Annotated in this window: 12 protein-coding genes; 7 read left to right on the top strand and 5 right to left on the bottom strand. The window is 74.6% G+C overall.

What is annotated here, in order from left to right; genetic code table 11:
- From CLT72_RS09175 to CLT72_RS09160, 4 genes are all read right to left on the bottom strand, one after another.
- A complete protein-coding gene (locus CLT72_RS09175) occupies nt 1-951 on the bottom strand; it encodes an STM4015 family protein (protein ID WP_101410810.1) in 951 nt (316 codons plus the stop codon).
- A gap of 6 nt (nt 952-957) precedes the next feature.
- Nucleotides 958-1,830: an STM4015 family protein gene (locus CLT72_RS09170; protein WP_250102441.1), complete on the bottom strand. Its 873-nt coding sequence runs from the start codon at nt 1,828-1,830 to the stop codon at nt 958-960.
- A gap of 223 nt (nt 1,831-2,053) precedes the next feature.
- The gene (locus tag CLT72_RS09165; RefSeq protein ID WP_101410806.1) at nt 2,054-2,845 is read right to left on the bottom strand and encodes a shikimate dehydrogenase family protein; all 792 of its coding nucleotides are present in this window, start codon (nt 2,843-2,845) and stop codon (nt 2,054-2,056) included.
- Nucleotides 2,846-2,993: 148 nt separating this feature from the next.
- Nucleotides 2,994-3,467: an aromatic ring-opening dioxygenase LigA gene (locus CLT72_RS09160; RefSeq protein WP_101410804.1), complete on the bottom strand. Its 474-nt coding sequence runs from the start codon at nt 3,465-3,467 to the stop codon at nt 2,994-2,996.
- A 214-nt stretch (nt 3,468-3,681) separates the two neighbouring features.
- On the opposite strand from CLT72_RS09160, the gene CLT72_RS09155 reads away from it, so the two are divergent.
- The 6 genes from CLT72_RS09155 to CLT72_RS09130 all read left to right on the top strand — a co-directional run bounded on the left by CLT72_RS09155 (nt 3,682) and on the right by CLT72_RS09130 (nt 9,678).
- Nucleotides 3,682-4,581 carry an alpha/beta hydrolase family protein gene (locus CLT72_RS09155; protein WP_101415048.1) on the top strand — a complete coding sequence of 300 codons (900 nt, stop codon included), beginning with the start codon at nt 3,682-3,684 and terminating at the stop codon, nt 4,579-4,581.
- Nucleotides 4,582-4,776: 195 nt separating this feature from the next.
- Nucleotides 4,777-5,562: an ABC transporter ATP-binding protein gene (locus CLT72_RS09150; RefSeq protein ID WP_101410802.1), complete on the top strand. Its 786-nt coding sequence runs from the start codon at nt 4,777-4,779 to the stop codon at nt 5,560-5,562.
- Nucleotides 5,559-6,281 (top strand): ABC transporter ATP-binding protein, encoded by a 723-nt coding sequence (locus tag CLT72_RS09145; RefSeq protein WP_101410800.1) that lies wholly within the window; start codon nt 5,559-5,561, stop codon nt 6,279-6,281. The genes CLT72_RS09150 and CLT72_RS09145 overlap by 4 nt, the downstream gene beginning before the upstream one ends.
- 27 nt (nt 6,282-6,308) lie before the next feature.
- Entirely contained in the window at nt 6,309-7,187 is an 879-nt protein-coding gene (locus CLT72_RS09140) for a branched-chain amino acid ABC transporter permease (RefSeq protein ID WP_088999793.1), read from the top strand.
- Nucleotides 7,184-8,299 (top strand): branched-chain amino acid ABC transporter permease, encoded by a 1,116-nt coding sequence (locus CLT72_RS09135; RefSeq protein ID WP_101410798.1) that lies wholly within the window; start codon nt 7,184-7,186, stop codon nt 8,297-8,299. Before CLT72_RS09140 ends, CLT72_RS09135 begins: the two co-directional genes overlap by 4 nt.
- Nucleotides 8,300-8,397: 98 nt before the next feature.
- A complete protein-coding gene (locus CLT72_RS09130; protein WP_101410796.1) occupies nt 8,398-9,678 on the top strand; it encodes an ABC transporter substrate-binding protein in 1,281 nt (426 codons plus the stop codon).
- A 98-nt stretch (nt 9,679-9,776) separates the two neighbouring features.
- Here the strand turns inward: CLT72_RS09130 and CLT72_RS09125 are convergent, their stop codons facing one another.
- Nucleotides 9,777-10,997: an acetyl-CoA C-acetyltransferase gene (locus tag CLT72_RS09125; RefSeq protein ID WP_101410794.1), complete on the bottom strand. Its 1,221-nt coding sequence runs from the start codon at nt 10,995-10,997 to the stop codon at nt 9,777-9,779.
- Nucleotides 10,998-11,317: 320 nt separating this feature from the next.
- Here CLT72_RS09125 and CLT72_RS09120 point away from each other — a divergent pair, with 320 nt between their 5' ends.
- Nucleotides 11,318-11,929, top strand: a complete 612-nt coding sequence (locus tag CLT72_RS09120) for a TetR/AcrR family transcriptional regulator (RefSeq protein WP_101410792.1) — start codon at nt 11,318-11,320, stop codon at nt 11,927-11,929.
- Nucleotides 11,930-11,978: the final 49 nt, after the last annotated feature.

Raw genomic sequence — 11,978 nt, 5'->3', positions numbered from 1 at the left:
TCACTCCGACACCGCCGTGTAGCGGTAGCTCTCGCCGTCGTACTCCTCGGGCTCCTGCGGGTCGGAGACGTCCACCGCGACGCCCGGCAGCGCGGCGACCAGCGACGCGGCGGTCTCCTCCGTCAGGTAGTGGTGGGACAGGTCCAGCTCCGCCAGGTGGGTCAGCGGCTGCCCGGCCAGCAGGGCCGCCGCGCCCTCGTCGCCGAGGGTGCCCATCGACAGGTCCAGCCGTCGCAGCCGGGGCACCACCGGCGCCGACGCCAGCGCCCGGGCGAGGTCGTCGGCGATCTCCGAGTTGCGCAGGCCGAGCCGGCGCAGCTGCGGGAACCGTTCCCCGGCCAGCAGCGGGGCGAGGTCGGTGACCTGCGTGTCGCCGCCGTAGTCGGAGGTGCCGAGCCACAGCTCCAGGTCGGTCAGCGCGGGCAGGTCGGAGTCGAGCACCGCGCCGACGAACGCCCGGGACAGCCCGCCGCTCTCCACCGCCAGCTCGCGCAGCCGCGCGTGCCGTACCGGGGAGAAGTCGAAGTCCTCGCCGCCGCGCACCCGCAGCACCTCCAGCGCCGGGTACGCCGTCAGCAGCGCGCTGACGTCGCCCACCCTCATCCAGGAGACCTCGCACTCCTCGCCGGTGATGTCACCGAGGAACAGGGCGCGCAGGGCGGGCAGGCGCGACGCCGCCGCGCAGAGTTGCGCGACCGGGGCGCGGTGGAACGCCGCGTAGCCCCAGGAGCCGACGACCAGGGACTCCACGGACGGCCCGGCCTGCGCGACGAACCGGTCGAACGCGTCGCGGAACTCCTCCGAGAGCGCGTTCTCCGTGGTCTCGTCGTCGAAGTGCCAGTGGGCGATCCGCCACGAGACCGGGCCGTCCACCGTGGGCAGCGGCCCGTCGGCGGGGACGTCCACCACCGGACGGCCGGCGAAGTGGCGCGCGTGGGAGCCGAAGGTCATCGCCGCTCACTCCCCGACGGCCGTGTAGCGGTGCAGCGTGCCGTCGAAGTCCTCGGCGACCTGCGGGTCGGAGAGGTCCACCCGCACGCCCGGCAGGGCGGCGGCCACCGCTGCGGCCATCTCCTCGGAGAGGAAGTGGTGCTCCAGGTCGAGCCGCGTCAAATGGGTCAGCGGCTGCCCGGCCAGCAGCGCCTTCGCGCCCTCGTCGGTCAGCGTCCCCATCGACAGGTCGAGCGCCTCCAACCGGGGGACGACCGGTGCGGTCGCGACGGCCGCCGCAACGGCGTCGGCGATCTCCGCGTTGCAGAGCCCGAGGTGCCGCAGGGCGGGCAGGCCGGCACCGGAGAGCACCCCCGCCAGGTCCTCGGCGCTCGCGTCGCCGCCGTAGTCCCTGCGGCCGAGCCACAGGTCCAGCCGGTGCAGGGCCGGCAGCTCGCACGCCCCGACGGCGCGGACCACCCCGGCCGGCAACCCGCCCGACTCGAAGCGCAGTTCGCGCAGCTCGGCGTGGCGGACCGGCTCCAGCCGCAGGCCCTGCGCGCCGCGCACCCAGAGCACCCCCAGCGACGGGTACGCCGCGAGCAGCGGGGTGATGTCGCCGTGGGTGAGCCAGGAGATCTCGCACTGCTCGTAGGTCAGGTCGGCGAGGAAGACCGCCCGCAGCCCGGTCCACTCCCCGGCGGCCTCGACCAGCGTCTCGACCGGCAGCGGCCGCTCGTAGGCCTCGCCCCACTCACCGATCACCAGGGCGCGTACGGCGTCGGGCGGCACCTGCTCCCGCAGCGCCCGTACGAGACCGGCGAACTCCTCGGGCTCCGCGTCGTGCTCCTCGACCTCCAACCGCCAGGCGACCGCCGAGGGATCGTCGGGAAGGCTCATCCCCGGGGTGAAGGGCACTACCGGTAATCCGACGAACGACGACACGTGCGAGCTGATCACGCCTACCTCCGGTCCGACTGGTGCAGCGGCGGCGCGACGGTAACAGGTCCGGCCGACAGGATGATCAGTGAGCCGGCCGGCCGGCGGGCGGCGCGGACGCCGGCCGGAACCGGGCGGCGGTCGCCGGGAGCCGCCCGGGTTCCCGGCGCGGACCGGCGGCCGGTCACAGCCCGAAGAAGTCCAGGTAGGCGTCGATCTGGTGGGCGAGCATCGGCTCGCCCGGATGCGCCCGCAGCCCCCGCGCCCGCGCCTGGGCCAGCAGGAGCGTCTCCGCCGGCGTCATGATGATGTCGGCGACCACGGCGTGCGCCGGCAGCTCCGCCACCGCGAACGGTGGCGGGTCGTCGGGGCGCAGCCCCAGGGGCGTGGCGTTGACCGCGAGGTCGGCGTCGGCCAGTCGCGGTCGCGCCGTCGCGCCGACCCGGCCGGGGTACGCGGCGGACAGCCGCCGCCACAGCGTCTCCAGCCGGTCCGGGTCGGTGTCGCTGAGGTGCAGGTGCGCCACGCCGGCGTCGAGCAGGGCCACCGCGATGGCGCTGCCCGCCCCGCCCGCGCCCACCACGCACGCCCGGCGGCCCCGGGGGTGGTGCCCGGCCCCGGCCAGCCCGCGGACGAACCCGTCGCCGTCGAAGGTGTCGGCGGTCCACGTCCCGTCGGGCTCGCGCCGCAGCGCGTTGGCGCTGCCCGCGAGGCGGGCGCGGTCGCTGGCGCGGTCGGCGAGGTCGAGCGCGGCGGCCTTGTGCGGCACGGTGACGAGCATCCCGTCCAGGTTGGCCACCCGTTGCAGACCCCGCACCACCTGGGTGAGGTCGGCCGGCGGCGCGTGGACCGGGACGAGCACCGCGTCGGTGCCGCGCCGGGCCAGCACCGGGTTGAGCAGCCCGGGGGCGCGCACCTGGGCGATCGGGTCGCCGAGCAGCGCGTACACCCTCGTGGCGCCGCCAATCTCGGTCATCAGGGCGCCTCCGCGGGGCAGGGGTCGTCCGGCGCGGCCGGAGGGGGCGGTGCCGACCCTAACCGACGGCCGCACCCGCCCCGACACGGCCCGACCACGCGGCGGCCCGGCCACGCCGTACGGGGCGTGGCCGGGCCGCCGGTACGGATCAGGAGGTGGTGGAGGCCTGCGCGGGGAGGGCGTCGAGCCGGCGGGACAGGGTGAGCAGGGAGTACCCGATCAGGGCGAGGACCACCCCGAGGCCCATCGCCAGGGCGGCGACCCCGAAGGAGACGACCGAGGTGAACAGGGAGGCGCGCAGGAACGAGCCGTTCATGACGGTCTGCCGGGTGGGATCCTCCCGGCCGAGTTCGGCGTACGTCTTGCCGCCGCTGGCCTCCAGCGAGTGCTTCTCGATGACCTCGGCCTCCGCGTACGCGGTCAGCGGGCCGTCGATCTTCTCGCCGGCGAACCAGTCCGCGTCGGCGGAGACGGTGATGCGTTCGTCGGCCAGTTGGCTCTGCACGGTGAACCAGGTGGCGGCCCCGCCGATCAGCATGACCAGGCCGGCGACGATGACCAGGACGGACAGCAGCCGGACGGTGGAGCCGACCGCTCGGGACTTCGCAGCGGTGTCGCTCATGGTGTCTCCTCTCCCGCGTCCCTGGGCAGGCGCCCGGGCGCGGATGTGCTTTTCCGCAGAAGTGGGCCACAGTATCGGCAATCCGGCGACCGGCCGCATCCGTCGCAGCGGGCCTTCGCCTTCCGGGGACTGGTGATTTCGCCGATGCGCCGCCGCCGGCACCCCCTAAGACTGATGCACGTCGATATGCCCCGTCCCGTAGGGAGTGCCCGACGTGTCATCGCCAACCATCACCGTCCGTCCCCGTCCCGCCTTCCGGCTCGCCGGGCTGGCCGTGGCCGCCGTCCTCGCCACGGCGGGCGCGCTCGCCGCGCCGCCGGCCGCCCAGGCCGCCGCCAACCCGTACGAGCGCGGTCCGGCCCCGACCGTCGCCCTGCTGGAGGCCAGCCGTGGCCCCTTCGCCACCGCGTCGCTGAGCGTCTCGTCGTGGAGCGTGACCGGCTTCGGCGGGGGCGTCATCTACTATCCGACCAGCACCGCCGAGGGCACCTTCGGTGCCGTCGCCATCTCGCCCGGCTACACGGCGGCCTGGTCCAGCATCGACTGGCTCGGGCCGCGGATCGCCTCGCACGGCTTCGTGGTGATCGGCATCGAGACCAACAGCCGCTTCGACCAGCCCGACAGCCGTGGCCGGCAGTTGCTCGCCGCGCTCGACTACCTGACGCAGCGCAGCTCGGTGCGGGGCCGGATCGACGCCAGTCGGCTCGCCGTGTCCGGCCACTCGATGGGTGGCGGCGGCAGCCTGGAGGCGGCGGTCGCCCGGCCGTCGTTGCAGGCCGCCGTGCCGCTGGCGCCGTGGAACCTGGACAAGACCTGGTCCGACGTCCGGGTGCCGACCCTGATCGTCGGCGGGGAGAGCGACAGCATCGCGCCGGTCTCGTCGCACTCGGAGCCGTTCTACACCAGCATCCCGGCCTCGTCGGAGAAGGCGTACCTGGAGCTCAACGGGGCGAGCCACTTCTTCCCGCAGACGGTCAACACGCCCACCGCCCGCCAGGCGGTGGCCTGGTTGAAGCGGTTCGTCGACGACGACACCCGCTACGAGCAGTTCCTCTGCCCGGGCCCGAGCGGCTCGGCCATCCAGGAATATCGCAACACCTGCCCGAGCGCCTGACGCGGTGCGGGGCGGTCGCCGTCGGCGGTCGCCCCGCGACGCGTGGTTGCCCGGCCGGTGCAGAAACCGTCGGTCGCCGCCCAGTTCGGGCGGCGACCGACGAGCGTGCGCGGCCAGGGCATCGAAGGTATTGACGGCCCACGTCAGAAACGTACACTCCCAGTGTAAATACTGGCGGCTGCCGGGGGACGGGTGATGGAGCAAGGGCTCGCACTGCACCACATCGGGGTCCGCTTCGGCGGCCTCACCGCCCTCGACGACGTCTCGCTGCGGGTGCCGCCCGGCCGGGTGGTCGGCGTGATCGGCCCCAACGGCGCCGGCAAGACCACGCTGTTCAACGTGGTCTGCGGCTTCGTCGCGCCGGACGACGGGACGCTGACCCTCGACGGCCGGCCGCTGCGCCCGCGCCCGCACCGGCTGACCCGCCTCGGCGTCGCCCGCACGTTGCAGGGCACCGGGCTCTTCGCCGGGCTCACCGTGCTGGAGAACGTGATGACCGGGGCCACCCACACGGCCCGCGCCGGTTTCCTCGCCGCCCTGCTGGGCCTGCCCCGCAGCGACCGCGACGAGCGCCGGCTGCGCCGGCACGCCCTCGACGTCCTCGACACCCTGGGCATCGCCGGGCACGCCGACGCCGTGCCGGGCACGCTGCCCTTCGCCGTACGCCAGCGGGTCGCCCTGGCCCGCGCGCTGGCCGCGCGGCCCCGGCTGCTCCTGCTCGACGAACCCGCCGGGGGCCTGGGCGCCGACGACATCGCCGAGCTGGCGGAGCTGGTCCGGGGGCTGCCCCGGCGCGAGGCCGATCCCTGCGCGGTGCTGCTGGTCGAGCACCACATGGACCTCGTGATGTCCGTCTGCGACGAGATCGTGGTGCTCGACTTCGGCCGGGTGATCGCCGCCGGCACCCCCGACGAGATACGCGACGACCCGGCGGTCGCCGACGCCTACCTCGGCGCCGCCGTCGACGAGGCCGCGGCATGAGCGGCGAGGCCCTGCTCGAGGTACGCGGCCTGACGGCCGGCTACGGCGGCGCGCCGGTGCTGCACGGCATCGACCTCACCGTGCCGAAGGGCGCCATCGCGGCGGTCGTCGGCGCCAACGGGGCCGGCAAGACCACCCTGCTGCGCGCGCTCTCCGGCATGCTGCGCCCGGCCGCCGGCCGGGTCGTCCTGGCCGGGGAGGACCTGCGCGGCGTCGCGGTGGAGCAGCTCGTACGCCGCGGCATGGCCCACGTGCCGGAGGGACGCGGGGTGGTCGGCGAGCTGACGGTCGACGAGAACCTGCGCCTCGGCGGGCTGTGGCGGCGCGACCGGGCCGACGCCGCCCGCGCCCTCGACGAGGTCTACCAGCTCTTCGCGCCGCTGGCCCGACGGCGACGACATCACGGGCACCAGCTCTCCGGCGGCGAACGGCAGATGCTCGCCCTCGGCCGGGCGCTGGTCGGCCGGCCCCGCCTGCTGCTGCTCGACGAGCCGTCGCTCGGCCTGGCGCCGCGCGTGGTCGCCCAGACCATGGCACTGCTGCGCCGGCTGCGCGACGACACCGGGCTGACCGTGCTGCTGGTCGAGCAGAACGTACGCAGCGCCCTCTCGATCGCCGACGAGGGTGTGGTGATGTCCCTGGGCCGCGTCGTCACCACCGCCCCGGCCGCGCGGCTGCGCGACGACGCCGACCTACGGCACGCCTACCTCGGTTTCTGAACCCCTCGTCCCCGCAAGGGAGGACCGTTGGACCGCTTCGTCTTCCTCACCCTCGACGGACTGTCCAGGGGCGCGGTCCTCGCCGCGTTCGCCCTGGCGCTGGTGCTCATCTGGCGGGCGGCCCGGATCGTCAACTTCGCCCAGGGCGCGATGGCCGTCGCGACCGCGTACGTGGCGTACAGCGTCTCCGCCGCGACCGGCTCCTACTGGCTGGGGTTCCTGGCCGCGCTTGCCGCCGGGCTGCTGCTCGGCGCGGCGGTGGACCTGGTCGTCATGCGGTTCGTCGACCACGCGTCACCGCTCAACCCGGTGATCGTCGCGCTCGGGCTGGTGCTGCTGATCCAGGCCGTCCTCGGCATGGTGTACGGCAGCGAGTTCCTGCCCGCCGGCACGCCCTTCTCCCGCAATCCGCTGACCGTGGGCGGCGTCGCCGTCCTGTCGCCGTACGACCTGTTCGTCTTCGCGGCGGTCGCGGTGGTGGTCGTGGGGCTCGCCTGGACCTTCACCCGTACGGCGGTGGGCCTGCGGATGCGCGCGGCGGCGTTCGCCCCCGAGGTGTCCCGCCTGCTCGGGGTGAACGTGGGCGGCATGCTCACCCTCGGCTGGGCCCTGGCCTCCGGGGTCGGCGCACTGGCCGGCATGCTGGTCATCCCCACCGAGCTGGGCCTGCACCCGCACGCGATGGATCTGGTCTTCGTCTCGGCGTTCACCGCCGCCGTGGTGGGTGGGCTGGACAGTCCACCCGGGGCGGTGGTCGGCGGCCTCGCGGTCGGTCTGCTGCTGTCCTACGTCAGCGGCTACGCCGGCAGCGACCTCACCCCGCTCGCGGTGCTGGTGCTGCTGCTGGCGGTGCTGCTGGTCCGGCCCGGTGGGCTGTTCGCCCCGGTCGCGGCGAGGCGGGTGTGAGCGCCACCCGGGCGGCGACCCCGCCGGGCACGAAGGCGCGGGTCGACCGCGCCGGCCCCGTCGAGCCCCGCCGCGGCTCGACCCTGCTGCGCCACCTCGGCCTCGCGGCCGTCGCCGCGCTGCTGGTGTTGGCCGCGAGCTACGGGCTGGAGCCGTTCCGCAACTTCCAGCTCGCCACCGTGGCCGCCTACCTGTGCGCCACCGCCGGGCTGACCGTCCTCACCGGGCTCAACGGGCAGCTCTCGCTGGGGCACGGGGCGCTGATGGCCACCGGCGCGTACACCGTGGCCCTGTGCCAGAACGCGTTCGCCGACGCCGGGATGACCGGCGGCTGGCTGCTCCCGGTGTCGCTGGGCGCGGCCGTCCTGGCCGCCCTCGCGGTGGGCGCCGTGGTGGGGGTGGCCGCCGCCCGGCTGCGCGGGCCCTACCTGGCCGGCGTCACCCTGGCCGTCGCGGTCGTCGTGCCGGCGCTGGCCGTCACCTTCGACGGCGTGTTCAACGGCGAGCAGGGCCTGGCGGTGCCGGTCGAGCCCCCGCCGGTGGCCCTCGGCCCCTACTTCCCCTACGAGCGGTGGCAGCTCTGGGTCACCGCGGCGGCCACCCTGCTGGCCCTGCTGCTGCTGGCCAACCTCGTGCGCAGCCGGTACGGCCGCACCTTCCGGGCGGTCCGCGACGACGAGGTCGCCGCCCGCCTCGCCGGCATCCACGTCGCCCGCACCCAGGTGCTCGCCTTCGTGGTCAGCGCGGCCGGCGCCGGGCTCGGCGGCGCACTGCTCGCGGTCCTGGCGCAGAGCGTGTCGCCCGGGGCGTTCTCGCTGACGCTGTCGCTGTTCCTGCTGATGGCGGTCGTCATCGGCGGCCTGGGCAGCCTCGCCGGCGCGGCGTGGGGTGCCGTCCTGCTGGTCGCCCTGCCCGACCTGACGCACACCCTCACCGAGCAGCTCACCCTGTCGCCGGCGCTCGCGCAGCGGGTCGAGGGCAACCTGCCCCTGGCCATCTTCGGGCTCACCCTCGTCGTCGTCATGATCGCCGCTCCGGGCGGCGTGCAGGGCCTGCTGTCCCGGCTGGCCCGGGCCGCCTCCGCGCGCCGGCCGGGCCGACGACGGCCCTGAGCCGTCCCGGCCCGCCGGCAGCCCGCACCCGTCCCACCCGAGCACCCGCCCACACCCACCCCACCACCAACCGGACCGAGGAAAGGTCGGTGTCTGACATGACACGAACGGCACGGCGCGGATTCGCGCTCGCCACCGCCATCACCCTGCTCGTCGCCTCCGCCGCCTGCACCGGGGACGACGGTGGCGGCGGGGGCACGGTCCCCGGCGTCACGGACACCGAGATCGTGGTCGGCACGCACATGCCGCTCACCGGCCCCGCCTCCGCCGGCTACTCCAAGATCGCCCCGGCCACGAAGGCGTACTTCGACCACGTCAACGCCAACGGCGGCGTGCACGGCCGCAAGATCACCTACAAGATCATGGACGACGGGTACAACCCGGCGAACACCCAGCAGGTGGTCCGCCAGCTCGTCCTGCAGGACAAGGTCTTCGCGATCCTCAACGGGCTCGGCACGCCGACCCACACCGGCGTGCTCGACTTCCTCAAGAGCAACCGGGTGCCCGACCTCTTCGTCGCCTCCGGCAGCCGCAGCTGGGACCAGCCCGACCGCTATCCGGGCACGTTCGGCTTCAACCCCGACTACACGGTGGAGGGCAAGATCCTGGCCCACCACGTGAAGACCAGCCTGCCGGGGCGCAAGGTCTGTTTCCTCGGCCAGGACGACGACTTCGGCCGCGACAGCCTCGTCGGAGTGGAGAAGGTGCTCGGCGCCGGCGCGGTGGCGGCGAAGCAGACGTACGTCACCAGCAACACCAACGTGGCGCCCCAGATCGGCGCGTTCAAGGCGGCCGGCTGCCAGGTCGTCATCCTCGCCACCGTGCCCGGCTTCACCGCCCTGGCCGTCGGCACCGCCGCCCGGCTCAAGTTCCAGCCGCAGTGGCTGGTCTCCAACGTCGGCGCCGACCACCCGACGCTGGCCAAGCAGCTCGGCGCCAACGCCGGGCTGCTGGAGGGCATGGTCGGCGCCAACTACCTGCCGATGCAGAACGACGCCGCCGACCCGTGGATCCAGCTCTTCACCAAGGTGAACAAGGAGTACAACGGCGACGCGCCCTTCGACGGCAACACCGTCTACGGCATGGCGGTCGGCTACCTCTTCGTGCAGGTGCTCCTCGCCGCCGGCAAGGACCTCACCCGCGAGGCGGTCACCGAGGCCGTCGCCAAGGGCGGCTACCAGGGGCCGGGGCTGGCCCCGCTGCGCTACTCCGACACCGACCACTCCGGCTACGGCGGGCAGCGGCTGACCCGGGTCAGCGGTGGGACGCAGGCCTACTTCGGGCCCACGTACGAGACGGACGAGGGCGACGGGCCGGTACGCGAACACACCGCCGCGCCGGTGGCGCCGCCGGCCAACGGGGTGCCGACGGCCTCCTGAACCGGTCGCACCGGGCGGTTCCGACCAGGCCCGCAGCGGTGAGCCCGGTGACCGTGGCGTGGCGCGCCGGCTTCCCGGCCCGCCACGCCCGGTCGGGGTCAGCTCAGCCGCTCGATCACCATCGCCATGCCCTGGCCGCCGCCGACGCACATGGTCTCCAGCCCGATCTCCCGGTCGTGCCAGCGCAGTGAGTTGATCAGCGTGGTGGTGATCCGGGCGCCGGTCATGCCGAACGGGTGACCCACCGCGATCGCGCCCCCGTTGACGTTGAGCCGGTCCCAGTCGACGCCCAGTTCCCGGGCGCTGGGCAGCACCTGTGCCGCGAACGCTTCGTTGATCTCGACGAGGTCGACGTCCCCGACGGACATGCCGGCGCGCCGCAGCGCCTGCCGGGACGCCTCCACCGGCCCGAGCCCCATGATCTCGGGGGAGAGGGCGCTCAGGCCGGTGGAGACGATCCGGGCCAGCGGGGCGACGCCCAGCTCCCGCGCCCGTACGTCGGACATCACCACGAGCGCGGCGGCGCCGTCGTTGAGCGGGCAGCAGTTGCCGGCGGTGACCGTGCCGTCGGGCCGGAACACCGGCGGCAGCGCCGCCACCGCCTCCAGGGTCACCCCGGCGCGCGGCCCGTCGTCGGCGGTCACCACCGCCCCACCGGGCACCGTGACGGGGGTGATCTCGCGGGCCCAGAAGCCGTCGGCGATCGCCTTCTCGGCCAGCAGTTGCGACCGTACGGCGAACTCGTCCTGGCTCAGCCGGGACACCCCGCGCAGGTGGGCCACGTTCTCGGCGGTCTGCCCCATCGCGACGTAGACGTCCGGCAACTCGCCGTCCCCGCGCGGGTCGTGCCAGCCCGACAGCTCGCCGGCCGCCCGGCTCGCCGTACGCGCCAGGGCCGGCGCGAAGGCGGGGTTGGTGGTGCCGGGGTGCCCGTCGGCGCGGCCCCGGTCGTATCGGGAGACGCACTCGACGCCGACGGAGAGGAAGGCGTGACCCTCGCCCGCGCGGATGGCGTGCAGGGCCATCCGGGTGGTCTGCAACGACGACGAGCAGTAGCGGTTGACGGTCGTGCCGGGCAGGTGGTCCAGCCCGAGCAGGGTGCCGACGACCCGGGCGAGGTTGTGGCCCTGCTCGCCCGCCGGCTGTCCGCAGCCGAGCATCAGGTCGTCGATCTCGCGCGGATCGAGCGCCGGCACCTGGTCGAGGGCGGCGCGTACGACGGTGGCGGCCAGGTCGTCGGCGCGCAGGTCGCGCAGGGAGCCCTTGTGCGCGCGCCCGATGGGCGACCGGGCGGCGGCGACGATGACGGCTTCGGGCATGACGGCGTCCTCTCCGGGATCCAACTATCTGCATCGACGGTGCGGTTAGGAGGGGAGGCTGTCAATGGAATGTGACGCGTCCATCGACGTTCCGTCGTTGACGACGGTCCGTGGCCCTCCTACTATCTGCATCGTGAATGCAGAATTGGGGCGACTCGCGGGCCGGGTCGCCCTCGTCACGGGCGACGGCGGGGTCAGCCTCGCCGGCCGGCCCGCCGGATGACCGCGCCGGGCCGGGGCCGGGCCGCCGGCGCGTCGCCCGTGGCTAGACTCGGCGCGGCGGAGCGGGCGACGTGACGGCGATGAGGAGGCGGGCGACGATGGGCGGTGCCGAGGCGCCGGTCCGGGTCGACGGCCGGACCGCCCGGGCCGAACGCACCCGGGCGGCGATCGTCGAGGCGCACCTGGCGCTCATCTCCGAGGGCGACCTGCGGCCGACCGGCGAGCGCATCGCCGAGCGGGCCGGCATCTCGCTGCGGACGCTCTGGACCAACTTCAAGGACATGGAGACGCTCTTCGAGGCCAGTGGCGCGGAGCTGCTCCGGCAGCAGGACGCGGCCTACCGGCCGATCTCGCCGGCGCTGCCGCTGGCCCGGCGGGTCGACGCGTACTGCCGGCAGCGGGCCCGGCTGCTCCAGCTCATCGCGCCGTCCGCCCGTGCCGCCCAGATGCGCGAGCCGGTCTCGGGGCAGCTGCGTCGCAACCGCCTCAAGCACATCGAGCGGGTCCGCGAAGAGGTCGAGCACCTCTTCGCCGCCGAGCTGGAGCAGGCCGGCCCGCACCGGGCGCAGGTGGTCCACGCGCTGGTGGCCGCGAGCATGTGGCCCGCCTGGTCGATGCTGCGCGACGGGCTGGGGCTGGGCGTGGACCAGGCCCGCGCGGTGATGGCCCGCACGGTAGCCGCGCTGCTGGCCGACATCGGCGCGCGCTGACGCGCGAGCGGGGTGGTCGGGCTTTCCATCGGGCTACCGATAGGTAACA

It is taken from the genome of Micromonospora sp. CNZ309, from assembly GCF_002846525.1.
Note: the sequence above shows the minus strand (reverse complement) of the source record. Positions and strands in the feature narration are given on the sequence as shown.

Bases quoted from the DNA above. Each gene is read 5' to 3' on its own strand.
- CLT72_RS09175 (WP_101410810.1), bottom strand. From the start codon at position 951: ATGACCTTCGGCTCCCACGCGCGCCACTTCGCCGGCCGTCCGGTGGTG.
- CLT72_RS09170 (WP_250102441.1), bottom strand. From the start codon at position 1,830: ATGAGCCTTCCCGACGATCCCTCGGCGGTCGCCTGGCGGTTGGAGGTC.
- CLT72_RS09165 (WP_101410806.1), bottom strand. From the start codon at position 2,845: ATGACCGAGATTGGCGGCGCCACGAGGGTGTACGCGCTGCTCGGCGAC.
- CLT72_RS09160 (WP_101410804.1), bottom strand. From the start codon at position 3,467: ATGAGCGACACCGCTGCGAAGTCCCGAGCGGTCGGCTCCACCGTCCGG.
- CLT72_RS09150 (WP_101410802.1), top strand. From the start codon at position 4,777: ATGGAGCAAGGGCTCGCACTGCACCACATCGGGGTCCGCTTCGGCGGC.
- CLT72_RS09145 (WP_101410800.1), top strand. From the start codon at position 5,559: ATGAGCGGCGAGGCCCTGCTCGAGGTACGCGGCCTGACGGCCGGCTAC.
- CLT72_RS09130 (WP_101410796.1), top strand. From the start codon at position 8,398: ATGACACGAACGGCACGGCGCGGATTCGCGCTCGCCACCGCCATCACC.
- CLT72_RS09125 (WP_101410794.1), bottom strand. From the start codon at position 10,997: ATGCCCGAAGCCGTCATCGTCGCCGCCGCCCGGTCGCCCATCGGGCGC.
- CLT72_RS09120 (WP_101410792.1), top strand. From the start codon at position 11,318: ATGGGCGGTGCCGAGGCGCCGGTCCGGGTCGACGGCCGGACCGCCCGG.